Genomic DNA, 24,929 nt, shown 5'->3' with positions numbered 1-24,929 from the left:
AGATTAATTGTGAACAATTAAAATGGCGTGGCGTTTTAGCTGAATTTTAGGCGTGAAGAGTGTACCATGTAGTTATCAAGTTATAACTGGATTAATGTGATCAACGCAGGTTAGCACAATTGCTGGACAGGCGGCATTAGTCAACAGGAATAATGAAAGGGGTTAATAAATCATGGCAACAACTTTGGTGTTAGGTGGGGGTTACGCAGGGATGCGAGCCGTCAAGTTTTTACAGAAGAGTCTACCAACTGAGGATGAAATCATTCTTGTTGATCAGACACCGACGCATACGGAGAAGACTAATTTACACGAAGTCGCAGCGGGGACGATCGCACCTGATCGAATTACTTATCAGATTCCGGATATTATCGGTAAGCGGGTCCAGTTCGTTCAAGCAACGGTCAAGAGCGTTGATATTGAACAAAAACAAGTGACCTTTGAAGATCATCCTGAAATGACCTATGACTACTTAGTATTAGCATTGGGCTTCCAGTCAGAAACATTTGGGGTAGCTGGCGCCGATGAAAATGCCTTGCCAATGGATGATTTGGCAACTTCACAGGCTGTTTATGAACATTTGGAAGAACGGTTTAAAGCCTACCGTACCAGTAAGGACAAAAATGATTTGAAGATTGCGGTCTGTGGTGCTGGGTTCACTGGAATCGAATTATTAGGTGAACTGACCCAGACGTTACCAAGATTGCAGGCGAAGTATCAAACACCTGCTGCTAAGTTAGTTTGTTTGGAACGGATGCCATCAATTTTACCGATGTTTACGCAGGAATTGCGGGACTACGCTTTGAAGTTTATGGAAAAGAATAATGTCGAAATGCGGTTAGGTGCCGTTATTGAGGCCATCAAACCGGGTGCTGTGGTTTACAGTGACGCGGACAAGAACGAACATGAATTTACGGCTAACACTATTATTTGGACGGTTGGTGTCAGTGGTTCACACGTCATTGCTGATTCCGGTTTTGATCAGCGCCGTAACCGGGTCGTAGTTAAGCCCGACTTATCACTGGAAGGGCATCCCGAAGTATTCATTGTTGGGGATGTCGCTGCAGTGATGGATCCCGAAAGCAATCGGCCATATCCAACCACAGCTCAAATTGCACTGGCAGCTGGCGAACAAGCTGCCAAGAATATTGGCGCTTTGCGTCATAACCAAGCAACGGCGACGTTCCACTATGAATCTAGTGGGACCGTGGCCTCATTGAGCGATCGTGACGGTATTGGTGAAATCTTCAGTAGTAACAAACCGGTTCATGGCTACGCGGCATCAGCATTGAAGAAAATTATTACTGACCGCTCACTTTTGGAAAGTGCGCATTTAGGAACGGTCTTCAGTAAAGGGCGTTTTGACTTATATCATTAATCATTAAATTAATTCCAGTAGTATGATAAATAGCCACCACAGAAATCGAATTTCTGTGGTGGCTGTTTTGGACTAGTTAACCGTCGAATGGCTCAGCTGGTTGCTGATTCGGGCAATTAAGTAACCAGCTGTTGGGACTAACGATACTTTACGGGCACCCCTTACAATTAAGGCATGATAAGGGGGCGGTCAAAATGACGACTAAATCAATACGAACACCAATTCAACCGTGGTTTACCCTAGTGGTAGCGGGTAGCTTACTGATAACCTTGTTTTCTAACGCACTTTGGTGGTTGGCTAGCAGTGCGTTTTGCGCGCTACTCATTTTAAACTTACAATTTATCGTCTTTCCAACCACCGCGGATCGTTATTGGCTAAATCGGCTCAGTTTAGGATTGGTACTAGTGCTAGTAGTGCTCGCGAATATTAAATTTTTAATTATTAGTGGCTTGACATGGCAGTAAGCGCCTAGACATTAAAGGACCTGACTTGAAGCACTCTGTTTCAAGTCAGGTCCTTTTGTCTAATGATGCCAGTCATTTGAATCAAGTAGGCTGATCCGATTAGTGATGCATCTTAAATTCCAAATAACGGTCATTATACAAGCCGACTTTGGCTGGTGATAAATCTTGATAGATTTGAAGATGCTTGATTGTGTTATTGTCTGGGTAAAATTGGCGATCGTTGCGAATGGCCTTAGGTAATAGCGCCTTGGCTTTCCGATTAGGTGTTGCGTAACCGATATATTCCGCATTTTGGGCGGCGTTCTTGGGTTCACTCATAAAGTTCAAGAAGGCGTAAATCGCCTTAAAGTGTTTGGCCGTTTTAGGAATGACCAAGTTATCAAACCACAAGTTACTCCCTTCGGATGGGACAACGTAATGCAAGTGTGAATTGCCAGCCAACATTTCACTAGCCTCACCGGACCAATCGACCGCGATAGCGGCTTCGTTTTGGATCATGTACATTTTAATTTCATCCGCCACGACGGCCTTGACGTTTGGTGATAGCCGGTTAAGCTTGTTTCGCGCAGCCAATAGAGTGGCTGGATCGGTCGTGTTCATAGACTGATTCATTGATGCGAGGGCGAACCCCATTACGTCGCGGGCGCTATCAATCAGCATGATTTTGTTATGGTATTTTCGTTGCCACAAATCATTCCAGTGTTGAATACTGCCCGGCTGAACGTACTTGTCGTTATAAATGATACCAAGCGTTCCCCAGAAATATGGGACTGAGTAACGATTGTGTTGATCAAAGGCCAAGTTCATGAAGCGCGGATCGTAATTCTTCATTCCAGTCAGTTTACTTTTATCGAGCGGTAAGAGTAAGTGCGCTTTTTTCATTTTTTCAATCATGTAATCACTAGGTACGGTCAGATCGTAACTGGTGCCGCCTTGCTTGATTTTCGTATACATAGCTTCGTTGCTATCGAAAGTTTCGACGTTAACGTGATAGCCAGTCTGCTTTTGAAACTTAGTGAGCAGGCTGGGGTCGATGTAGTCACCCCAAGTATATAGGTTCAAAACCTTTTTGCCAGTACTACCAGAGCTCGTCTGCAAGCGTTGCGCGCCAAAGGCCAGTAAGCCACAGACGACTAGTAAGCTAACAATGATGCTTAATAATTTTTTCACTTTCGCCGCCCCCTAACTGCTGGCCGCCGGTGCCGACTACTGTATTGGTTAATGAAGTAGTAGCCAATCACTAACACCAGTGCCATCAGGAACATTAGACCGGACAGGGCGTTGATTTCCAGGTTGATGCCTTGACGGGCCCGTGAGTAGATTTCAACCGACAGCGTGCTAAAGCCGTTTCCAGTCACGAAGAAAGTGACGGCGAAGTCATCGAGTGAGTAGGTCAGGGCCATGAAGAAGCCAGAAAAGATCCCGGGCATGATGTAGGGCACGATGACTTGGCTGAGTAATTGCCAATTGTTGGCACCTAAGTCAGCCGCGGCATCCAGTAAACTGGTGCTCATTTCTTGAATTTTTGGTAGCACCATCAAGACCACGATTGGAATTGAAAAAGCAATATGGCTTAACAAGACTGAGCCAAAACCGAGCGGAATTTTAAGGGCAGTAAAGAAAATCAAGAAACTGGCCCCGATGATGACGTCGGGTGAAACCATCAAGATATTGTTCAACGATAACAAAGTGTTGCGGGTAATCGGTTTGGTCATACTATTGATTCCGAGTGCCCCCAGCGTGCCAATGACAGTTGCTAATAATGATGATAAGAGCGCAATCAAAATGGTGTCGAGAAAAATGGCAATTAAACGGCTATCCGCGAATAAGTCTTGGTAATGTTGCCAGGTAAAACCATGAAAGTTGTTCATAGTCGTACCTTGGCTGAAGGAGTAAACGACCAGAAAAATAATTGGCGCATACAGCACGATGAAAACAAGCCACAGGTATAAGTTGCGCCACTTGAAGTTACGTAAGGTCATTATTTCGTCAACCCCTTTCGCGCGCGCTTTTTACTGCTGCCAGTTAGCCACATGATGATGACCATCGCAATAATCAGGACGACCCCGATCGTCGAACCCATGCCCCAGTTCATTGTCGTCAAGAAGTGTTCCTCAATCGCAGTCCCGAGTGTAATCACCTTATTGCCGCCAATTAAGCGGGTCAACATGAAGAGTGACAGTGAGGGAATGAAGACGGCTTGAATGCCAGCCTTCACACCGGGGAGTGTCAGTGGGAAAATTACCCGATTGAAGGTCTGCCAATTTGTGGCACCGAGATCCCGACTAGCATTGACGTAAGATGGGTTCAGTTCGCTAATTGAGTTGTAAATGGGCAGGACCATGAACGGAATCTGAATATAGGCCGCGACAAAGATGAAGCTGAAATTAGTAAAGAGCAATTGCTTGGGCCCGATTCCGATGAAACTTAAAAACTGGTTGGCGATGCCGGCTTGACTAAAAATGCCGATGAAAGCGTACGCCTTAAGTAATAAGTTGATCCATGTTGGCATAATGATTAAGAGCAGCCACAGCTGCGGATGCTTCGTTTCGTTGAGTAAATAAGCCGTCGGATAACTGATCAATAATGTTGCGAGTGTGATCAAGAAGGCGTACCAGACAGAGTTGAGCGTCATCATTAAGTAGGTATTTGATGAAAAATACGTTTGGTAGTTGCCCAGTGTAAATTGCCCGTTAATGTTGAAGAATGATTGATAGATCAACAATAGGACTGGGGCAATGACGAAGAGGATGATCCACAACATGTACGGGATAAAGTAGGCGGTGTTACGACTTAATCGTTGTTTTGGTTGCATGTTGACACCTCCTAATCATCTTCGTATTGTTCAAGACGAGCATCAAAAGCAGCTTCGCTCTCGTTTAACCGCATGACGTGAATGTCTTGTGGGTCAAAGGTCAGGCCGATCGGTTCGCCTTCTGCGGCAGGGTTAGTTGAATGAACGAGCCATTCGTTATGATCGGTATCGTAAGCGACGATTTCGAAATAATTGCCTCGAAATAGTTGGGAGTCGACAGTGACGACTAATTTGCCTTGATTCGCGGCCACAATGTCGAGATCTTCAGGCCGAAGAACGACTTCGACAGCTTCATTAGGCTGCATTCCCGCATCGGCGCATTCGAATTGTTTGCCGACAAATTCTACTTCAAAATCTTTGAGCATTTTACCCGGAATAATGTTACTTTCACCGATGAAGTTCGCCACGAAATGGTTGATCGGTTCATCGTAAATATCAACTGGGGACCCACCTTGTAAAATCTCGCCAGCGTTCATGACAAAGATTTCATCACTCATGGCCAAGGCTTCTTCCTGATCGTGGGTGACAAAGAGAAAAGTGATGCCCAGGCGTTGTTGAAGGTCCCGCAACTCATATTGCATATCCTTACGCAGTTTGGCATCGAGAGCCGATAACGGTTCGTCGAGTAAGAGGACCTTAGGCTGCATAACAAGTGCCCGGGCAATGGCAACTCGTTGTTGTTGTCCACCAGAGATCTCACTGATTTCACGTTCCCCAAGATCGGCTAGTTGGACCATTGCGAGTGCTTTTTGGACCCGCGTCTCGATTTCATCCTTGGGAACTTTGTGTAATTTCAAGCCAAATGCCACGTTTTCCGCGACATTCATGTGTGGAAAAAGGGCGTAATCTTGAAAGACTGTGTTGACTTGCCGCTGATTGGCCGGCAGGGTGTTGATGACCTGACCGTCAAAGTAAACTTGACCGGAAGTGGCATCCGTAAACCCCGCAATGGTACGCAGAATGGTTGTTTTACCACACCCAGACGGACCGAGTAACGTATAGAATTTGCCCGCTTCAAGATCTAAGTTGATGTTTTTTAAAACTTGATGTTCCCCGTAACTTTTAGTGACATTTGTCAATCGAATGATTGGTTGTGTATTAACCGCCAAAGTAAAGACCTCCTTAAAACGTGTACCAAGCTAGTGTAACCTAATACCAGCTCGATTGGTTGTGACATGATTATAAGTAGGACGCGGTCGTAACCAAGGTGAACGTGCAGGACGTGGTGCCAAGATTACGAATCTGATGCGTCTTAGTCGCATGGAAGTACAGCGTATCTCCCGCCGTGGCAGTATATTGCTGAGCTCCGAGCTGTAAGCTTAAAGTGCCGGTTTGAACCATAATAAAGGTCTCTGCCGGCGACGGCTCAAAAGATTTGAAGCGACCACTAGGTGCCAGTGTGACGGTGACCGGTTCTAACTGATTTTCGTTAGACGCGGGTACGAGCCATTTCACACGGTATCCTAAGGCTTCATCGTCATACGTGGTCTGATCTGCTGGATGGTAGACCACTTTGTGAGTGGGCTGCTCAGCCGCAAAAAAATCAGCGGGGGCACAACCGAGTACTTCAAGAATCGCGAAGAACGTCTCCATTGAAGGCGATGACTGATTGTGCTCTAACTGTGATATGTACCCCTTGCTAAGGTCAGTTCGTTCGCCTAATTCTTCTTGCGTGAGTTGCTTTTGAATCCGTAAGTTGCGGATGCGTTGACCAATGTCCATGACATTCACCTCGAATCGGTAGTTTTGTTAAACTAAACAATAAGTTTAGTATGAGCTTTAATTATAATGAAAAATGACGTGGTGACAAGCATTTTTTACAATTGGCAGCTTCTTTTTTTAAGTCTGCCAGCTTGTCTGGTCAAATCGCCCAGAAACAGTGGTGTTGAGGGGTTGGAACTGTCGTTTGGTTAGTGAATAAATTAGGTGCGTTGTGGACGGACTTTTCGTGGAGTGCCGCTGAAGCCTGCGCTTGCTACGCCAACGAATCAATGCAAAAATCGCATTAATCCGCTGGCTAGGCAATGCTCAGCTTCAACCCGCGGCCCCTCACACTCTAATAAAAAAGCCCAAGACATCCGTCTTAGGCCGTTAGCGTTGTTGATTAATCCGCGCGGTAAACGACTTCAAAAACTTCACTGACCATCGGTGTGTCCGATGAGAGGTTTTTGCCGTGTTCTTCTAACGTCGGGGTGAATTCTGCCGTCTTACGCTTGCGCCAATCACCAATTGTGCGATCACCATCGCCTTCATGGTAAGCGTGTTCCGCCGAGATGCGATAAAACGGAATGAGTTCAGACACCACCGTTTTCAGAATCGCGACCGGTTTCATGTCACCATTTAGCAAGACGTTGTAGTCGCCAACTTGTGGAATGGCAATTTGTTCCGCGGTATAACTGTCCAGCGGCGTGGTTGTCGCTGTCTTCGTCCCAGCCAGAATTGCGTCGGCTAAAGCAGTCACTTCGGCAGGGTTATTTTGTTGACCGAACCAACGTGTTTGATAAGAAGCCCCGTTTGTGTCGGTGCTTTCGTTATAAGCATGCCATAATTGTTCTGCTGATTGAGCGGGCATAAAGGTCACCTAATTTCGATTAGAATTATTGAATTCGGATGTATGTAACCGAATTCACAATTCAAGTATAGCATGACATTTCTGAAAACGACACGTTCGACACTGGTTTTTCGGGGGAAAATTAAGTTAGTCAACTATTGACCGACATTTGCTATAATATACGTACGAATTGGAGGGCGAAAATCAATGGAAATTACACCTGTTAAAATGCTGGATTTACCACAAATCATGGCGATCGAAAAATCTGGTTTTTCAGAAGCAGAGGCTGGCAGCGAGGCTGCTTATCGCGAACGCATTGAGAAATTAGCGGATACTTTTCTGGTCGCCCGCGATGGTGCAGTCGTACTTGGCTTTATCGTGGGACCAGCTGTCGGTGCCCGCTATATTGAAGATGAGATGTTTGTAGAGACACCGACTAACTTGCCACGTGGCGGCCATCAGCTGGTTTTCACGTTGGCAGTTTCGCCACTAGCACGTCACCAACAGATCGGTAGTCAATTATTGACCGCGCTAGCTGAGAAGGCTCAAGCAGACGGGCGGACAAGCATGGCGTTGACTTGTTTGGAACGACTAATTCCGTTTTATGAACGTAATGGTTTTATTAATCAAGGTGTGGCGAACTCCGAACATGCTGGTGAAACTTGGTATAATTTAGAGAAAGTCTGGGATTAAATCATGAAATTAGCAACATTACAAGCACAATTACCGGATTTTGAGATCCGATTACTAACTTTAGCTGACCAGGAAGCATTGCTAAAGCTGGAACAAAGTAATCCGCGCTATCACCAATATTTCTCACCGGAACCACTAACGATGACTGAGGTACAACATGATTTGACGGCCCACCCGGACGAGCTAGCGGCGGCACAAAAACAGGTTTTTGGTTTTTACTTAGCACACCGTTTAGTAGCCGTTTTAGATGTACTCAATCAGTATCCACAAGAACAATTTTTATTCGTTGGATTACTCATGGTCAATAAGGCTTACCAACGTAAATCAGTGGGCCGAGTTATTGTAACCGGACTGATGCAAGCGGCACTTCAAGCGAATATAACGGCGATCCAACTAACGCGCGTTACTGCTGATGAAGGGGTCGCAAGATTCTGGCAGAAACTCGGGTTTGAAGATGGTAACCAGTTGTTCTTACCTTTAAAAGCCGGTGGCCGGTTAGCGGTGACGACGATGACACGGCTACTCCAATAGAATTCTCATGGAACTCTTAGCAATAAGGCCTAGTAAGCGATATCAGACATGTTAAACTCGTGATGACTAATAAATAGAAATGAGGTTAACACGATGATTAAGCATTGGGGAAAAGCCGAAACTGGCATGTTGATTGCAGCCGTATTGTTATTAATGGTAATTTTTACCTTCTTTGAAATTACGGCTAGTTTAACAGTTAGTGTCATTGCTTTTCCGATTAGTTTGATTGTGTTGATGGCGATTATGGAATTCGCCGCAACGGAATTACGGCGCAAGTAAGTGACTCGCAATAGATCGTAACCTAATATCGTGCTTGTTTAGCAGGAGCACGTATATATAGAAGCCCGTATTTACCACGATTGGCAGATACGGGCTTTTTTCGTGACGGCTGAGGACTATTCCTACTAGGTCTAAAGGACACTGTTTGGACTGTACAAGTGGCCTGATTTTAACGTTTTCTTAGCTTGTTTATAACTGTACTATACTGTACTATTTAACGTAAGCGAAGTAACGACTGTGTATTAAATGGAGGTGGGCCATGCAAATTGATCATGGAAGCCGACAACCGTATTACGCTCAGATAGTAACCGGTATTGAACAAGATATTGCTCATGGTGTGTTACAAAGTGGTGAACAACTGCCGTCGGTGCGTGAAATGGCTCGTCAACACTTGCTGAATCCGAATACGGTCAGTAAAGCCTATAAGCGACTGGAGACACAGCAAATTATCGAGACGGTTCCGGGAAAAGGCACGTACGTTAAAGTGGTGGATTCAACGCTGTTCCGACAAGAATTACGGGAACAGTTTACACAAATTGTCAGGCTAGCGGGTCAAAGAGGCGTCAGTATTGCTGAATTGCATGGCTGGCTTGATCAAATGGGGGAAAATAATGAGTTTAGTGATTAATCAGTTAAGTAAGCGCATTGACCATCACCAGACGTTAGATGGCATTAGTTTTGAGATTGGACTTGGTCAAGGTCAAATTGTCGGTGTTGTTGGCCGTAACGGGGTTGGGAAAACAACCCTTTTTCGGACAATCAATGGGCAGTACCTCACGGATCATGGTCAGGTCCTGGTTGATGGGCAAGAGGTTGTTGATCAACCGGAAATGCGGACGCAACTGTGTTTTATTGATCCACTGGCAAATTTTTTTAAAGGCGCGACGATTGCGCAAATCCAGTGGTATTATCAAGCTGCTTACCCGGACTTTGATAATGCCAAATTTGCGCAATTGTTAGACCGTTATCATCTGACGTCCAAACAAAAATTACGCCATTTCTCTAAGGGAATGTTTGGTTTGTTTACAATCATTCTCAGTGTTGCGACGCAAGCGCCGTATCTCTTTTTGGATGAGCCGCTAGATGGTTTGGATGTCCTAATTCGAAAAAACATTCTTGGTATTCTAATTGATGAAGTGGCTACGGGAAACCGTTCAATCGTGATTGCGTCACATAATTTGGCTGAATTAGAGGGGGTTATTGACCGCGCGTTGATGCTTAAACACGGTCGCATTGTCAATGACTATCAATTAGAAGCCATGCGACGAAGTGCACGAAAAGTTCAATTAGTGTATCGTGACAAGCAGATTCCAGCCGTTGTTAAACAATTAGGCCATATTGTACACGTTTCTGGTCGGGTTATCGTGGTAGTGTTTGAAGATTATAATGCTGAGGTCCAGGCGCAATTAGCGACAACTAACCCGGTATTTCAAGAAGATTTACCACTCTCATTAGCAGACTTGTTTATGGCTAATCTGACGGATGAAGCTGACTTTGAATTATTATCTTAGGGGGACGATAAAATGACGAAACGAAAGTTATGGCAGTTGTTATGGCGCCACTATCGCACGTTGTTATTAACGGCGGGCGGTGTCTTACTACTAGTAGGCATAAAGGAAGGCTACAGTATTGCCCATAATCCGTCACGGTATGTTGCACAAAATGTCAGTAGTTTTGCGTTGATGGAAGCCACTCATCTTCGGATGGAAACGGTGGTCGCCATCATCGTTAGTCTGGTGCTAGGAGTCGCACTATTCTTAAGCGATAATTTCACGAATTTTAATCAATATTTATTTAGTTTGCCGGTCGCTCGAAAGCAAATTTATCGGCGTAAGATCGGGTTACTTATTGGGATGTTGGTCAGCGCATACATGTTGGCGGAAGCTGTTTTTGGACTGATTGCTTGGCGCGTGTTGGCTAAACAGCAGGTGCGGATTGATTGGCTTACGACATTGTATGAAGAACTTGGAATCCTGGCAGTAATGTTAGTGTTTGGATTATTAGCCGCTACGTTCGGGTTATGGGTTGGCCATATCTTTGCGAGTGCGCTTGCGACATTTGTCTTCGTTTGTAGCTTGCCCTTTGCATATGATGGCTTGATCAATCTTGCTGCAGGATTAACGAAGCTTAAATATGAGCAGGTGGATGTTTTAGGTCAGCTGCCGAGCTGGAAACCCGGGGGCTTACTAACCACTTGGGTGATTTGTGGTGTTATCGGTGGCGGCCTGTATTTGCTTAACCGCTGGGCGTTTGAGCATTTATCTTTGGAAAATAGTGGGGATTTTTTCCGCTTTCCGCAGTGGCGCGGAGCCGTCCTGGGCTTTTCAATTATTTATCTAATTGTTGCAATTTGCTGTTCACAATTTGGTAACGGTGTTTTAGGGTTGCTAACGGATAACTATCATGCGCATATGCCATTATCGACTGGGATTATAATGGCGCTGGTCGTTGCCTATCTAACTTGGAGTTTGGGGCGGTGGTTTCTGTACCGACCGGATCGTTTTCGCGATGCGTGGACGGTTAAGAAGTTGGCTTAACTTGGTCATAAATCTAAAATGCGCCCGTTGAAGTTAAGCAGACTGACTTCAGCGGGCGCATTTGTTAGCGGCAATTTTAAATTTATTATCCTGATTGATGAAACTTTAGCGAATCTTAGTTAAGCGTTTTGCAACGGTCTTAATATTTAGTAGATCCCAATCTTCCAAGTTGTGTGAAATCGAGTTATGCCCCCATGTTCCACAACCGAGTGTTAAGGATGGTGCGACGTTATCATATTTATAACCAATGGCACCTTGTGAAGACGGCACGTTGATCAATGCTCGACAAGCAGTCATTTCTAAGGCAAACTTGTTCATAACAGCTTCGTCGGTCGTATGCAAGGCGGCCGTATGTCCCAGTCCGCCAAGTGCTAGGCTGCGTTTCATCAGGTTGAAGCCGGCCTCAGTATCCTTGGCATGAACGACGGCGAGGACTGGTGATAACTTTTCTCGTGATAAGACTTGGTCACCACCGATGCTAGGCAACTCAACTGCTAATACTTTGGTATCGGATGGGACATCAAAGCCAGCCCACTGAGCGATTTGCCATGGCGTTTGCCCAGCTACTTTCGGGTCAACAGCCTGTTTATCCAGGTTCATGACAGTTGCTTCTAAGGCCTTGAAGTTCTCGGTACCGACAAAGTACACACCGTTGTGACTTAATTCACGTTTAACTTGATCATAGATCTGATCAGCAACGATTAAGTTTGATTCGGAAGCACAGATCATGCCGTTGTCGAATGACTTGGAAGTGACGACATCACTGACTGCCTGTTGAATGTCTGCGGTTTGCTCGATGAAGCATGGCACGTTACCAGGGCCAACACCGAGTGCCGGTTTACCAGTTGAATACGCGGTCTTGACCATGCCGGCACCGCCAGTTGCAATAATGGTAGCGACGCCCGGATGGTTCATCAAGGTGTTGGTTGCTTCAAGGCTAGGCGTCTTGATCCACTGAATCCAATCCTTAGGAGCGCCAGCGGCAATAGCAGCATCGCGGATGATTCGGCCAGTTTCAACACAAGATTTTTGTGCAAAGGGATGGAAACCAAAAATAATGGGATTGCGAGTCTTTAATGCTAACATGGCATTGAAAATGACGGTTGATGTTGGGTTGGTAACTGGGGTGACCCCCGCAATAATTCCAACTGGTTCAGCAACTTTCATCACGCCACTGACTGGATCGTCATTAATGATACCGACCGTCTTGTCATCCTTGATGTAGTTATAAACGTTTTTGGCTGCAAAGTCGTTCTTCGCAACTTTATCACGATAATTTCCGCGACCCGTTTCTTCGACGGCCATAGCGGCCAGCATGCCACGAGCAGCGTGGGCAGCGCGGGCCATGGCAGCGACAGCCTGATCAACTTGACTTTGGTCCATGACTTCAAGACGGTTGGCAGCTAACGAAGCATTTAAGACTAACCGATCGATTGAACGTGATACGGTTGTTTCTTCCATTTCTTTCAGCATTCACGGTTCCTCCTATGCAAAATCAACTTGTTTCTTATTTCACAATCACTATTATAAATACTTTTTCACAAATGTAAATAGCTAATATTTAATTTCATAAATTGCTTTTAAAACACTATAATTATTGATTTAATAGCGTATATAAATGTAAATAAACTGTTCGCTTACATTTTCACCGAACGGATTGCTGTTATAATATTCACAATTAATTATTGATTAAATTCGAAGCAACTTTTGGCTTGATCTGTAACTGATTTTATATAAATGGAAGGGCTTACAAACGGGCGGTTGTCAAATAAGCAAGAATTGACGGGAAATCGTTGGTTAATAAATATGACAAATCGGTTATCACTCCTATGTAAAATGTGCTAAAATGAATGTGATTCAAAAATCGTATCTCTTAATTAACCTAGGAGGGTTATTTTATGTCATTTGTAAATGCTGTTGATATGACACAAGACGCATACAAGAACCATTATGCTATTGGTGCGTTCAACACAAACAACCTTGAATGGACTCGTTGCATCTTGAAGGGTGCTCAAGACACTAACACCCCAGTTATTATCCAAGTTTCAATGGGTGCTGCTAAGTACATGGGTGGCTACAAGCTCGTTATGGACTTAGTTGCTGATGAAATGGAAAGCATGAACATCACTGTTCCTGTTGTTATGCACTTAGACCACGGTAACTACGAAGCTGCCAAGGAATGTATCGAAGTTGGTTACTCATCAGTTATGTTTGATGGTCATGACCTACCATTTGCCGAAAACTTAGAAAAGACTAAGGAAATCGTCAAATTAGCTCATGCTAAGGGCATCTCTGTTGAAGCCGAAGTTGGTTCAATTGGTGGTGAAGAAGACGGTATCATCGGTGAAGGTGAATTAGCTGATGTTGAAGAAGCTAAGACTTTAGCTGCTACTGGTATCGACATCTTAGCCGCTGGGATTGGTAACATCCACGGCAAGTACCCAGAAAACTGGACTGGCTTACACTTCGATCGTCTTCAAGAAATCTCAGAAGCCGTTAAGATGCCATTGGTACTTCACGGTGGTTCTGGTATTCCTAAGGACCAAATCGTTAAGGCTGTTGAATTGGGTATTAGCAAGGTTAACGTTAACACCGAAAACCAAGTTGCTTTTGCCAATGCAACTCGTGCTTACATCGAATCTGGCGCAGACCAAATCGGTAAGGGCTACGACCCTCGTAAGTTATTGGCACCTGGTAAGAAGGCCATCGTTGATGTTGTTACATCACGGATTGGCTGGTTCAAGACTCCAGCTGTTAAATAATTTGATTTTTGATTCAGAAAAAGTCGACTCCTCGGGGTCGGCTTTTTTCCTGCGCTTTTTTGGGGAACTTGGTACTGACTTACCACCTGGGAGTGCCAGTGTGCCCTTTTCTGGTTGCTATTATAAATTAGTGCTTTGTCTTTCTAATTGGTATTGTGATCTTTATAGTCTTGATTCGGAAACGGTATTACGCGATATTATTTAGTGGAAACTATACAAAAGCATAATATATTGTTATACTAACGTTGTAAACAAAACCTTACTTTTTGTAAAGATGGTGTTACTTTGATTTGCAATAAAATTAAAATGTTACGAGCTGAGCGAAATTGGACGCAAGCCGAACTTGCCCAGCGGCTTGGAATTTCACGGCAAGCGGTTATTTCGATTGAAAAATCTAGATATTATCCATCATTGGATCTAGCTTTCAAAATCGCAACAGTTTTTGACTGTATGATTGAGGATGTCTTTTATCGGGGGTAAAATGATGATTGAACGAGTTGGATTGATAGTAATCATATTGATTTCCATAGGGAGTTATTTGTACGCTACCCGTCGAATGGCAAAGTTACAAAAAGATTATCATAATGATGAGCGCTGGCAATATCTTAAATTAAGAGCAGGTGCCGTTACTAAAACGTACTATGAAGTGTTGATTATAATCATTGCTATTCTGATGATACTGTCATTGTGGACTCCAACGCCAATGTTGGTGCCACTGGATCGTATGCTTGGTATTGGTGCGTTAGTTATTATTGGAGGACCAATTATAGAGTTTTGTGCAATCACACGGTTTGATAGAACGATGTAGATTTGTTTAAATGCTTTGGGATTACTCTTTTTGCTTGTGGATTTATTAGTGATTCTTATATCTGATTCATTCGTAAAAAACATGATAAAAAATATGAGATTAGGTATCCAACTGTTGTTCTGGGATAGCTAACCTCATATTTTTATATAATTAACTAAACATTAATCGCGTCTTGCAATTGCTGCTCATTGTAAAAAATTAATACGATAAACATCACCACGTAAAGTAATAATGGTAACCACGCATAGTTCAGGGTAATCATATGCTGAGTGGCGATATTTTGCGCATGATTGGCCGTGTAGCCGCTTAGATGAAAGAGTCCGGCGGTGACTAGGCCACCAAGTCCTAAGCCGACATTAACGCCGAAGTCATCAGTAGAGGCTAAAATACCTTCTGCTTGAATGCCAAGCGCCGTGCCATAACGGATCGTATCAGCAATCATAATTGAGACCAAACCAATGATGAGACCGTTACCGACAGCATTGATCAACGTGCCACCGAAGACGAAGGCCAGTTGATTGATGGCTGTCCCGAGACCGAGGATCAGTTGCCCCACAGCGGCGATTGCGATACCCGCCAACATGGTATTCTTTTTCCCGTGGTGGTTGGCTAGCCGGACAATTAAAATGACCCCGATCAGTGACGCAAACGTAAAGCCGTTAACGACTGGAACTAAGTCTTCGCGTTGAATCAAGTATTTAAAGTAGTAGATGGTCGTTTGATTCTTGATGGCAGTTGTTAACCAATACAGTAAAATCACGCTGGATAAAATAAACCACGGCTGGTTTTGCTTGAGCATGCCCCACACCGCACTGAGTGATTGGTGCGGGCGCTCAGGTTGACTAAAGCGTTCCTTGACTTGGAAGAAGGTGTTGAGGATCAGTACCAACGAAATAATGCCAAATATAACGATCGTCAGTAAAAACCCCCGTTGCTGATCACCCTGACCAAATAAGGCAACTAGTGGCAAGGTGAAGACAGCGACGATAATTTGAACGCTACTACCGAAGAATTGACGAATCACGCCTAGTAAGGTTAATTCACGTTCATTCTGGGAGAGTGCTGGTAAGATCGATGTGATTGGTAGGTTGACGGCGGTATAGAAGAATCCTAATCCTAAATAGGTCACGTAAGCCCAGACGAGTTTACCGGTTGCCCCGAAGTTCGGGGTCACAAAGGTCAAAACGGCGAACAAGACATAGGGTAACGCGTACCATAAGAAAAACGGGCGGCTCTTACCGAAGCGCGAATGGGTGTGGTCAATCATGACGCCGATAATCAGACTTTCAACGACATCGGCTAAGCGCGCAACGACAAATAAAATCGCCGCTGCGCTCGTGGATAAGCCGTAAATATCGGTATAGAAGAATAATAAGTATGTGGTCATCATCTGAAAGACTAAGTTATCCGCGGCATCACTGAGCCCGTAACTAATTCGTTCCGGCCAAGCTGTTTGCCAAGGTTGTTTCAATATTAACACCTCTAAGTATGGTTTTGCACAACCTAATTCTAACCTAGTTGCACGCTTAAACCTAACGGAAAGGTTTACAAAATTGATTAGGTATTAGATTGCCCAGAAAAAAAGCCTGCAGGTGGCGTTCGTCAACCTGCAGGCTTTGCATTGTTTGTCCTGATTAAAAGCTACTTAGTTGTTAATTTGCTGACCTTGGTGAGTGCTGGGATTAAGCCCAAGCTGTCTAACGTTTGGTTTGGTAAAACAACGGTGTTGGCATTGCCGTCCGCTAAGGCTTTGACAGCTTCCGTGTTTTGGAAGATAAAGTAGTTTTCGGATGATTGTGACAAGGCTTCGTTTAAGATCCGCGTCCGGTAAGCATCAGCATCTGCTTCAGTTTGAACGGCTGTTGCTTTCGCCTTTGCACTATTCACTAACGCTTCGTTTTGGGCTTTGTTGGTGGCTAATAAGGCCCGGTTATTGGCTTCATTTTCCAGTGTGATTGACTTACTCTTACCTTCAGCAGTTGCGATGGTGGCATCCCGTTCCCGCGTAGCTTGCAGGAGTTTATTCATGGAAGCCTGAATATCTGCCGAAGGGTTAACGGAATCAATATTGACCCGGTCAACATTTAAACCGTAGCCCGCCGTAACGGAGGAGATCTCCTTGAAGAGAGCGGCATTGATTTCTTGCGTCCCATTCAGGACTTCATTTAATTCTTTGTTCCCAATGATACCACGCAGTGCCGCGCGGGTATCTTGAATCATACTACGAACGGAGTCTTCGTTTTTAAAAACGAAGTCTTCAATATTAGTGACGTGGTACTTAAGCGAAATCTTAACTGAGATTTCAGCGTTATCTTTGGTGATAACGACTTGTTGGTTAAGATCAACGGGTGTCTGAGCCGTGTTAACGGTGATGACACGTGAGATGAACGGTTTAATAAAGTGAAAGCCGGAACTAATGACGCGCTCGAACTTTCCAAATGTTAAGACGACACCTTGGTTCGGTTGGGTGATGATGCGGATGGAAGCGATTAGGACTAAAACGACCAGTAGAATGACAATAATTGCAACGATGATGCCTACCATAATAATTTCCCCCTATTGTTGTGGTGCGATAATCGTTACCGTTAGACCATGAGCACTGACGGCCGTGATTTCAACGGTATCGCCGGTGTGCAGCGGTGTTGCGGCGTGCAAATGGTACAAGATGCCATAGAATGCGACGCCGTCAGTTAGATCGGTCGGTTTGATAATGAAGCGCTGACCGATTAAGCGCTGATCTAAGTATCCCTCTTGCATAGATGACCCACCTTTAATGTGATAATAATTAAATTATATGCTGTTTTTGGTTAGATTGATAGGTCCGTTATAAAATAGTGGGTGAGTTTTGGATTGTTGATAAAGTATGGCGATAAATGGTGAATTCATGCTGCATATCGCCCAGTAACTATTTGGATAAGCTCGTTTTAGAGGGCGGTTCAGTAATACGGGATTGGTGAGTTAAAGGGGCGCTTGAAGTATTTAAGCCGACAAAAAAACCTTCGTACGGGAATACGAAGGTCAAAAGGAGTAGGTCAGCATATGACGGGGAATCATATGCTGATAACTTGATGAGCGTTTATTCATATAAGCGGGGGGACGTTCACATGCCGCTCATCAAGCTGTCAAAGTTGTTACGCTTTGACGGATTTCATTACTTTGGAGGAGTAAATGAAAAGAATGTTAATTATTATAGTAGCAATCTTGGAGGGGGATCCTTAATTGCTATAGATATATCTTAACAACGAATTGTGAAGAAAATGTGACGATGATTTTTCAAATTTAAGAATTATTGATTAGATTACGAAAAGATTTATGACTATTGATAAATTTATCGGCAATTAAAATTGCGTAAGAATTATCTGTCAGCGCTTTCGCAATGGTGGCTTTTTAAATTAGAGCGTGTATCATTAATAATGATCACGGAAATTAAAGACAGGAGATGCTTGCATGTACGAACAAGCTTGTACCACAATTTTAGTTGGGAAGAAGGCGACCGTTGATGGTTCAACGATGATTGCCCGCAATGATGATACGTTTATGCCGATTACACCGCAAAAATTTATCGTCCATCCCGCTGTTCATGGTCGCAACGAAACGTTAACTTCTGGGAAGAATGGCTTTACCGCACCACTTCCAGCAGATGGATACCGTTACCAAGCTGTCCCGAACATTGAAGTCGCCGAAAAGGGTGTTTTTGAAGAGAATGGCTTTAACGAAAAAAACGTTGGTGTTTCTTCAACTGAAAGTGTTTATGGTAATGAACATACGCTGACTTTTGATCCCTTCGTGCCGAATGGTCTTGCAGAAGATTCATTGCCAACCATGCTCACGCCGTTCATTGATTCTGCCCGTGGTGGGGTTGAATACTTGGGCCAGTTGATCGCTAAATATGGTTCGCCAGAAGGTAACGGTGTTTTGTTCAATGATAAAGATGATGTGTGGTACATGGAGATCGTCACTGGTCACCACTGGGTTGCACAACGGATTCCGGATGATGCTTACGCGGTGGCTGCCAACCAAGTTGCGATTCAATGGGTTGATTTTGATGATCCCGATAACTTTATGTGGTCTGATGGTATTCAAGAATTTGTTGCGGAACACCATTTGAACCCTGACAAGGAAGGTTTTAACTTCCGTCATATCTTCGGTACTGATAATGAAAAAGACCGGCATTATAATACTCCCCGGGTCTGGTACGGCCAACGTTATTTCAATCCAGAGATCGAACAAGATCCACAGTCGAGTGAGCTACCGTTCATTTGTCACGCAGCCAAGAAGATTTCAGTTGCCGACGTTGAATTTGTACTGGGTTCTCATTATAACGAAACGAAGTACGATCCCTTCTTGAATACACCAGAAGCTAAAAAGTTTCGGCCAATTTCAATGAATCGGACGCAGAATTCACACGTTATGCAAGTGCGGAATGACGTACCAGCAGAACAAAGCGCGATTATGTGGATGACGTTTGGGGTACCAGCTTTTGCGCCATACCTTCCATTCCATGCGAATGTTTCTGAAACTGATCCTAGTTTTGCGAACACACCGCTAAAACATGATATGAATAGTGCTTACTGGCTCTACCGGACACTATCAATGATTGTTGAATCACACTATGCTGATTTCGTTCAGGATGATATTGATTATTTGAAAGAATGTCGAATCGAACTGGGTCAATTTGTGGCTGCGACCGATGAACAAGCGGCGAAGTTATCTGGTGACGAGTTAACGGCTTTCTTGACTGAACAAGATAAAGTGATGGTCGCAAAGATGCGTGATAAAGCCCAAGCTTTGATTGGTCAATTAGTCACCAAAGGTTTAACGCTCTCGAAACTAACCTATAATGTTGATATCAATCTTTAAACTTTCGTTATGACGGTATCAGCGTGTATAATTAAGTTATTAAGAGGACAAGGAGCTGATGGCAAATGGATGAAAATGTCTTATTTAATCCTGGTGACGCAATTTCAGAATCGCATGACTACAATGAAGCGCTCCGTAGTGCGGATATTTATAATGCGCGTCACGGACGTAAGCGCGGACTCATGATTGCGCGGCCGCTAGAACAGGATCACGGTTATTCGGTTTTTTACGCGGATGATTTACTGACAGCCGATACGCCAAGACCAGAAGCACGTCAATATCACGTTGAAAAGCGTATTCCAAAAGAATAGTGCAGTCATCCCATGATCAGTAAAAAGGATCATGGGATTTTTTATTCGCTAAACAGTAACCCAGCTAGTTGATATTGGGTTACTGTTGTTTTATAATAGCGTTTAAATTGATTAACAGGGGTGCGATGATGACGAATCGACAGACGATTAAACACCTGACCCAGACGGCGATGGTGACTGCTTTGATTATTGTATTAGGTTTCTTTCCGGGAATTCCAGTGGGCTTTATTCCCGTCCCGATTGTGTTGCAGAATATGGGCATCTTTTTAGCTGCCGAGTTACTTGGCCGCAAATATGGGACGATCGCAGTTGGGTTGTTCTTAGGATTAGTGGCACTGGGACTACCCCTATTATCTGGGGGGCGTGGTGGTGCTGCGATTTTTCTCGGGCCAACGGGTGGCTATCTCGTTGCTTGGTTGCTGGCACCAATGTTGATTGGAACGTTGATCAAAATAACCCGGGCGATGACAAGTGGTTACTGGTGGCTAGAAGTTGGCATTGTCTGGTTGGCTGGTATCTTATTTGTTGATGTAATCGGTGCTGGTTGGCTAGCTGTTCAGTCACATATGACTTTGACTGCCGCCTTGCTGTCAAACGTGGCCTTTCTTCCTGGTGACATCATTAAAGGGACTTTGGCCGTATTTATTGCCCGACGTGTGCGGGCCATCGTTGATTTTGGATTGCCAGCTTAGTAAATAGCTAATGTGATTGGCAGGTCAGGAGGTCATAATGACAACTAAAGAACAGGTCTTAACAATTTTATTGCGTCATCATGGTGAGTGGCAATCGGGGGACCAGCTTGCCCAATCAGTTGGCTGTAGTCGTGAGAGCATCTGGAAGGCGATCAATGCCTTGAGAAAGCAAGGACACCAGATTGAGAGTCGTAAAAACCGGGGCTACTGCTATCTGGAAAGTCGTAATTTGGATGCCAAAGCCATTCAAATCTATGGGCAACGTCAATTTACGGGGCCACTTGAAGTGGTCGCCCAGACGCCGTCCACTCAGATTCTAGCTAAGACCTTTTTAAGTCATCATCAGCCACAGTTTGCTGCCTTCTTCGCGGATGAACAGACAGCTGGCTATGGCCGTTTGGGCCGGGACTTCTATTCACCGGCCAAAACTGGACTGTATTTTAGCTTGGTTGTTCCTAATCCCACGAATGCATTGGTCAATGTGGGCTTACTGACAACTGGTGTCGCAGTGAGTGTCCTGAATGTTTTACAGCAATTTTATCCTAATAAGAACTTTGGGTTGAAATGGGTCAATGATATTTATCTTGATCAGCATAAGGTCGGGGGCATTATCACGGAAGCAAGTTTGGAATTAGAATCGACTTCCGCAACGGCCTTTATTGTCGGTGTGGGTCTCAATTTAACGACCACCGATTTTCCGCGGGAATTGCAAGCCCGTGCCCAGGCGGTCGACCCGAGCATACCAGTGGATCGCAATCGGTTAGCGGCCGCCTTATTATCAGCGCTAGTAGCGCTATCGAAACGCTACGCAACGGCCGATTTTTTGCCAGCATATCGGGCCAAATCACTAGTGTTGGGTCAACAAGTGACACTTCAAGTGGGCGATTCCGTGGTGAATGGGGTGGCTGAAGATATCGATGAACATGGTGGCTTAGTGGTCCGCATGTTGACCGGGGAGCGGCGAACATTTACGAGTGGTGAAGTGATCAGGGTAGGGTTACCAGTATGACTGAGTGGGTACCAGTGATTTACGGCATCGGTTTAGACGCTGCCGGTCGGTGCCAACATTATCACCTTGAAACTGATATTGCGGCATTGTGGTGTCGGCGGTGTCAACGCTATTACGCGTGTTACCGGTGCCATGATACGTTGTGCCAGCATACTTTTGTGGCCAGCGCTCCGACGGATTTAGCCGTGATGTGTGGTGCTTGTCGTTATCGAATGACGGTTGATCGGTATTATGAGGGGCAATGCCCGCACTGTCACCGGCCATTTAACCCGCGGTGTCGGTTGCATGACCAGGTTTACTTTCTAATCGATGAGAGAGAAGTACAGTCCAAGTGAGGATGGTGCTAGTTTATTCAGTCTAATTTAATTTTAATAAAATCCTTGACATAATCTAACTGAAAACTCATAATGTGAAATGTCATGAGAGATGAGTATCAATGGTGAGCTGGTAACAGAGAGTTGTCAAGTGCTGAAAGATGACCCAGCAAGCGTTGAGAAGATGGTCTTTCCTAATGAACGATCGGTGAGCAGTGATGTTAAGTGGTCGCGGTTAATGCCCGTTAGCGCAGCAGTTAGTTCTGCATGAGTTGGTGTCCAAATGGGTGCTATTAAGGTGGTACCGCGGCGAAAGTCGTCCTTGTTATAAGTTATAACAGGGACGACTTTTTGTCATGTAAAAAAGTGAGAAACGGGGTATGGAAGATGAGAAGAAATACAAAGTGGTTGTTAGCTTTAGGTGGCATTATTGTTGTTTTGGTGGCTATCGTGGGGTTCAGCCGTGCCAGTAGTTCACAAGCAAGTCAGGGTAAGTTGACAACGGTCAAGATTGGGGTTGCTCCGGGGCCTTATGGTGATATGGCGACTAAAGTTATCGGCCCACTACTTGAGAAAAAGGGGTATAAAGTTGTTACAAAGGAATTCAACGACTACGTTCAACCGAATAAGGCACTGAATTCTGGGGAAATTGATGCTAATTTATTTCAACATACGTTGTATCTGAAGACCTTCGCTAAAGCCAATCACTTGAAGTTATCGGCCATTGGCGAGACGCCCACGCTGGGGATGGGGATTTACTCGAAGAAGATCACGGCACTATCAGATTTGAAGTCCGGTGATACAGTCTCGCTACCGAATGATCCGTCCAACTTAGCTCGAGCACTACAACTCTTAGCGGCGCAAAAACTAATTACTTTGAAGAAAAATATCAACGTCGCAACGGCTAGTACGGCGGATATTGTGACTAATCCGCACCAGTTGAAGATCAAGACCTTGGATGCAGCCCAGTTACCACAGTCGATGAGTAACGTGACGATTGCTTTGATTCCCGGTAATTATTCCTGGAATGCTAAGTTGAAACCATCGAAAGCGCTGGCACTTGAAAAGCTCAAGGAAGATTACAAAGAAGTCTTTGTTGTCAAGACGAGTCAACGCAATTCTAAGTTCGGCAAAGCTGTCAAAGCGGTTCTCAAAAGTGCTGCTTTTAAGCAGGCGATTGCAAAGTCGGAATTTAAGGATTTCGATAAACCAGCTTCATGGCAATAGGAGGTCAAGGGCATGAGTCAGATTGAATTAAAACATGTTGATGTGACGTTTCAGCAGAAGAAGCGGACGGTGCACGCTGTTAAGGATGTCTCACTAACCATCGAGAAAGGTGAAATCTTTGGAATCGTGGGGTTGTCGGGGGCGGGTAAGTCAACTTTAGTCCGAACAATCAATTATTTGCAGGCACCGAGTCAGGGACAAGTGATCGTAGATGGTCATGATTTGACCAAAGCTAATGCGCGTCAGATTGCGTCCGTGCGGCGTAAAATTGGCTTCATCTTTCAAAATTTCAACCTGATCGGTAATCGAACGGTTGCACAGAACCTGGCGTTTGCCCTGACAGCGGGCGGCTATCCTGAAAAAGCGCAGCCTGCGCGTATTCAAGATTTGCTAACGTTAGTGGGACTTGCAGATCGTCAAGACAATTACCCGGCACAGTTGTCTGGCGGTCAAAAACAACGCGTTGGTATTGCACGGGCGCTCGCCAATGATCCGGATGTCTTATTGTGTGATGAAGCGACCAGTGCGTTAGATGTTGAAACAGCCGAAGAAATCATTCAGATTCTGAAAGATATCAACCAGCGACTTCATATTACGATCGTCTTTATTACCCATCAATTGGAAGTGGCCAGAAGCTTGTTTGACCGGGTCGCTGTCATGGAGGCGGGCCAATTAGTGGAGCAATCGAGCACGTATGACCTGTTCGCAGCGCCCCAGTCCGATATGGGGCAACGGCTTGTCAACCGGTTCCTAGATACACAACTGCCGACAAGAGTCGCTGCACAGCTCGCACGCGCAGATGGTCAGTTATTAGCATTACGTTATCGTGGTAGTGATTCACTAACCCCGATTATTACTGAAATCGCCAAGGCAACGGATATTGATATTAACATTATTCAGGGACGAATCGAGTTTATTCAAGAACGGGCCATTGGGGTATTAGCCGTTTATTTGACGGGTACCACTCAGGCCGTTAAGCAAGCGATTGCGCTATTTCAACGACGCGTCGATTATGTGGAGGAGGTGCAAGTAAATGAATGAAACTTGGACTATATTACAGCAAAATCTTGGAACAGCATTGTGGGACACGGCTAAAATGGTCTTTATCTCAGGCTTTATCGGAATCGTCTTTGGTACTATTATTGGATTAGGACTGTATTACTATTCTAATCCGCTATTTGCCCCGCACCCGCTTATCAACAGTGTGGCCGGTTTTATTATTAACGCGATCCGCTCGCTGCCATTTTTGATTTTAATGGTTGTCTTGATTCCGTTCGCCAAATTAGTGGCTGGTGATCCCTATACACCACTTGGTGGCGCAGTATCATTGTCGGTAGCCGCTATTCCATTCTTTGCCCGGCTAGCCGAAGGGGCCTTTGCCGAAATCGATGCGGGCGTTGTTGAAGCAGCACGCTCAACTGGTGCGAGCTTCTGGCTGACTTTTCAGGAAGTCCTATTTCCCGAAGCATTGCCGGCACTCATCCGTGGCGTTGTTTTGACCTTGATCAGTTTGCTAGGCTATTCGGCCATGGTCGGAACGATTGGTGCTGGTGGAATTGGGGACTTAGCGATTCAATACGGCTATAACCGTTATAATACCGGTGTATTAGTCAGTGTGATTGTCATTTTAATTGTGATTGTGCAAATTGTTCAGTGGTGCGGTGATCGACTTGCGGATCATTACACGCGTTCATAGTCAGG

The 24,929-nt window shown here is 44.8% G+C and carries 29 protein-coding genes; 19 read left to right on the top strand and 10 right to left on the bottom strand.

Features of this window, described 5'->3' with window-relative positions; genetic code table 11:
• The first annotated feature begins 172 nt into the window (after positions 1–172).
• Both MMY95_RS05080 and MMY95_RS05075 read left to right on the top strand, forming a co-directional pair.
• Complete coding sequence (locus MMY95_RS05080; RefSeq protein WP_003641886.1) at positions 173–1,375, top strand: NAD(P)/FAD-dependent oxidoreductase; 1,203 nt, start codon at positions 173–175, stop codon at positions 1,373–1,375.
• Positions 1,376–1,506: 131 nt separating this feature from the next.
• Entirely contained in the window at positions 1,507–1,839 is a 333-nt protein-coding gene (locus MMY95_RS05075; RefSeq protein WP_072540350.1) for a hypothetical protein, read from the top strand.
• Between the two features lie 99 nt (positions 1,840–1,938).
• Here the strand turns inward: MMY95_RS05075 and MMY95_RS05070 are convergent, their stop codons facing one another.
• The 6 genes from MMY95_RS05070 to MMY95_RS05045 all read right to left on the bottom strand — a co-directional run bounded on the left by MMY95_RS05070 (position 1,939) and on the right by MMY95_RS05045 (position 7,226).
• Positions 1,939–3,009: an ABC transporter substrate-binding protein gene (locus tag MMY95_RS05070; RefSeq protein WP_003641891.1), complete on the bottom strand. Its 1,071-nt coding sequence runs from the start codon at positions 3,007–3,009 to the stop codon at positions 1,939–1,941.
• Entirely contained in the window at positions 3,006–3,821 is an 816-nt protein-coding gene (locus tag MMY95_RS05065; protein ID WP_003641892.1) for an ABC transporter permease, read from the bottom strand. The genes MMY95_RS05070 and MMY95_RS05065 overlap by 4 nt, the downstream gene beginning before the upstream one ends.
• Entirely contained in the window at positions 3,821–4,654 is an 834-nt protein-coding gene (locus MMY95_RS05060) for an ABC transporter permease (RefSeq protein WP_003643740.1), read from the bottom strand. The genes MMY95_RS05065 and MMY95_RS05060 overlap by 1 nt, the downstream gene beginning before the upstream one ends.
• 11 nt (positions 4,655–4,665) lie before the next feature.
• Complete coding sequence (locus MMY95_RS05055; RefSeq protein ID WP_003646423.1) at positions 4,666–5,763, bottom strand: ABC transporter ATP-binding protein; 1,098 nt, start codon at positions 5,761–5,763, stop codon at positions 4,666–4,668.
• Between the two features lie 70 nt (positions 5,764–5,833).
• The gene (locus MMY95_RS05050) at positions 5,834–6,376 is read right to left on the bottom strand and encodes an XRE family transcriptional regulator (protein ID WP_003646424.1); all 543 of its coding nucleotides are present in this window, start codon (positions 6,374–6,376) and stop codon (positions 5,834–5,836) included.
• 382 nt (positions 6,377–6,758) lie between these two features.
• Positions 6,759–7,226, bottom strand: a complete 468-nt coding sequence (locus MMY95_RS05045) for an ASCH domain-containing protein (protein WP_003641896.1) — start codon at positions 7,224–7,226, stop codon at positions 6,759–6,761.
• 186 nt (positions 7,227–7,412) lie between these two features.
• On the opposite strand from MMY95_RS05045, the gene MMY95_RS05040 reads away from it, so the two are divergent.
• The 6 genes from MMY95_RS05040 (at position 7,413) to MMY95_RS05015 (ending at position 11,245) form a co-directional block, all read left to right on the top strand.
• Positions 7,413–7,898 (top strand): GNAT family N-acetyltransferase, encoded by a 486-nt coding sequence (locus MMY95_RS05040; protein WP_003641897.1) that lies wholly within the window; start codon positions 7,413–7,415, stop codon positions 7,896–7,898.
• A gap of 3 nt (positions 7,899–7,901) precedes the next feature.
• Complete coding sequence (locus MMY95_RS05035) at positions 7,902–8,429, top strand: GNAT family N-acetyltransferase (RefSeq protein WP_003643743.1); 528 nt, start codon at positions 7,902–7,904, stop codon at positions 8,427–8,429.
• 93 nt (positions 8,430–8,522) lie between these two features.
• A complete protein-coding gene (locus tag MMY95_RS05030; RefSeq protein ID WP_003641899.1) occupies positions 8,523–8,708 on the top strand; it encodes a hypothetical protein in 186 nt (61 codons plus the stop codon).
• Positions 8,709–8,967: 259 nt separating this feature from the next.
• A complete protein-coding gene (locus tag MMY95_RS05025; RefSeq protein ID WP_060417914.1) occupies positions 8,968–9,336 on the top strand; it encodes a GntR family transcriptional regulator in 369 nt (122 codons plus the stop codon).
• A complete protein-coding gene (locus MMY95_RS05020; RefSeq protein ID WP_241277529.1) occupies positions 9,320–10,219 on the top strand; it encodes an ATP-binding cassette domain-containing protein in 900 nt (299 codons plus the stop codon). Before MMY95_RS05025 ends, MMY95_RS05020 begins: the two co-directional genes overlap by 17 nt.
• A gap of 12 nt (positions 10,220–10,231) precedes the next feature.
• Positions 10,232–11,245 carry an ABC-2 transporter permease gene (locus tag MMY95_RS05015; RefSeq protein ID WP_003641902.1) on the top strand — a complete coding sequence of 338 codons (1,014 nt, stop codon included), beginning with the start codon at positions 10,232–10,234 and terminating at the stop codon, positions 11,243–11,245.
• A 105-nt stretch (positions 11,246–11,350) separates the two neighbouring features.
• Here the strand turns inward: MMY95_RS05015 and MMY95_RS05010 are convergent, their stop codons facing one another.
• Positions 11,351–12,718: an aldehyde dehydrogenase family protein gene (locus MMY95_RS05010; RefSeq protein WP_003641903.1), complete on the bottom strand. Its 1,368-nt coding sequence runs from the start codon at positions 12,716–12,718 to the stop codon at positions 11,351–11,353.
• Positions 12,719–13,143: 425 nt separating this feature from the next.
• Here MMY95_RS05010 and fba point away from each other — a divergent pair, with 425 nt between their 5' ends.
• The 3 genes from fba to MMY95_RS04995 all read left to right on the top strand — a co-directional run bounded on the left by fba (position 13,144) and on the right by MMY95_RS04995 (position 14,815).
• The gene (gene fba / locus MMY95_RS05005; RefSeq protein ID WP_003641904.1) at positions 13,144–14,007 is read left to right on the top strand and encodes a class II fructose-1,6-bisphosphate aldolase; all 864 of its coding nucleotides are present in this window, start codon (positions 13,144–13,146) and stop codon (positions 14,005–14,007) included.
• Positions 14,008–14,292: 285 nt separating this feature from the next.
• Positions 14,293–14,487 (top strand): helix-turn-helix transcriptional regulator, encoded by a 195-nt coding sequence (locus MMY95_RS05000; protein WP_080339024.1) that lies wholly within the window; start codon positions 14,293–14,295, stop codon positions 14,485–14,487.
• Positions 14,488–14,563: 76 nt separating this feature from the next.
• Positions 14,564–14,815 carry a hypothetical protein gene (locus MMY95_RS04995; protein WP_129361521.1) on the top strand — a complete coding sequence of 84 codons (252 nt, stop codon included), beginning with the start codon at positions 14,564–14,566 and terminating at the stop codon, positions 14,813–14,815.
• Positions 14,816–14,969: 154 nt separating this feature from the next.
• Here the strand turns inward: MMY95_RS04995 and MMY95_RS04990 are convergent, their stop codons facing one another.
• From MMY95_RS04990 to MMY95_RS04980, 3 genes are all read right to left on the bottom strand, one after another.
• Entirely contained in the window at positions 14,970–16,286 is a 1,317-nt protein-coding gene (locus MMY95_RS04990; RefSeq protein ID WP_087509704.1) for an MFS transporter, read from the bottom strand.
• A gap of 170 nt (positions 16,287–16,456) precedes the next feature.
• Positions 16,457–17,359 carry an SPFH domain-containing protein gene (locus MMY95_RS04985; protein ID WP_003641906.1) on the bottom strand — a complete coding sequence of 301 codons (903 nt, stop codon included), beginning with the start codon at positions 17,357–17,359 and terminating at the stop codon, positions 16,457–16,459.
• Between the two features lie 12 nt (positions 17,360–17,371).
• The gene (locus MMY95_RS04980) at positions 17,372–17,572 is read right to left on the bottom strand and encodes a hypothetical protein (protein WP_003643747.1); all 201 of its coding nucleotides are present in this window, start codon (positions 17,570–17,572) and stop codon (positions 17,372–17,374) included.
• 690 nt (positions 17,573–18,262) lie between these two features.
• Between MMY95_RS04980 and MMY95_RS04975 the strand changes: the two genes are divergently transcribed.
• From MMY95_RS04975 to MMY95_RS04940, 8 genes are all read left to right on the top strand, one after another.
• Positions 18,263–19,675, top strand: a complete 1,413-nt coding sequence (locus MMY95_RS04975; protein ID WP_003643748.1) for a C69 family dipeptidase — start codon at positions 18,263–18,265, stop codon at positions 19,673–19,675.
• 65 nt (positions 19,676–19,740) lie between these two features.
• Positions 19,741–19,986 (top strand): hypothetical protein, encoded by a 246-nt coding sequence (locus MMY95_RS04970; RefSeq protein ID WP_003641910.1) that lies wholly within the window; start codon positions 19,741–19,743, stop codon positions 19,984–19,986.
• Positions 19,987–20,114: 128 nt separating this feature from the next.
• Positions 20,115–20,678 carry a biotin transporter BioY gene (locus tag MMY95_RS04965; RefSeq protein WP_087509706.1) on the top strand — a complete coding sequence of 188 codons (564 nt, stop codon included), beginning with the start codon at positions 20,115–20,117 and terminating at the stop codon, positions 20,676–20,678.
• Between the two features lie 37 nt (positions 20,679–20,715).
• Entirely contained in the window at positions 20,716–21,687 is a 972-nt protein-coding gene (locus MMY95_RS04960) for a biotin--[acetyl-CoA-carboxylase] ligase (protein ID WP_087509708.1), read from the top strand.
• Positions 21,684–22,022, top strand: a complete 339-nt coding sequence (locus tag MMY95_RS04955) for a CHY zinc finger protein (RefSeq protein WP_087509710.1) — start codon at positions 21,684–21,686, stop codon at positions 22,020–22,022. Before MMY95_RS04960 ends, MMY95_RS04955 begins: the two co-directional genes overlap by 4 nt.
• A 366-nt stretch (positions 22,023–22,388) precedes the next feature.
• Positions 22,389–23,228, top strand: coding sequence for a MetQ/NlpA family ABC transporter substrate-binding protein (locus tag MMY95_RS04950; protein WP_003641914.1), 840 nt, complete (start codon positions 22,389–22,391; stop codon positions 23,226–23,228).
• A 12-nt stretch (positions 23,229–23,240) separates the two neighbouring features.
• Positions 23,241–24,269: an ATP-binding cassette domain-containing protein gene (locus MMY95_RS04945; protein ID WP_087509712.1), complete on the top strand. Its 1,029-nt coding sequence runs from the start codon at positions 23,241–23,243 to the stop codon at positions 24,267–24,269.
• Positions 24,262–24,924, top strand: a complete 663-nt coding sequence (locus MMY95_RS04940) for a methionine ABC transporter permease (RefSeq protein ID WP_003643753.1) — start codon at positions 24,262–24,264, stop codon at positions 24,922–24,924. The genes MMY95_RS04945 and MMY95_RS04940 overlap by 8 nt, the downstream gene beginning before the upstream one ends.
• The last annotated feature ends 5 nt before the right edge of the window (positions 24,925–24,929 follow it).

It is taken from the genome of Lactiplantibacillus sp. ME-2, from assembly GCF_022549155.1.
Lineage (GTDB): Bacteria > Bacillota > Bacilli > Lactobacillales > Lactobacillaceae > Lactiplantibacillus > Lactiplantibacillus plantarum.
The sequence above is the reverse complement of the archived record's forward strand: the minus strand, read 5'-3'. Positions and strand labels throughout refer to the sequence as shown.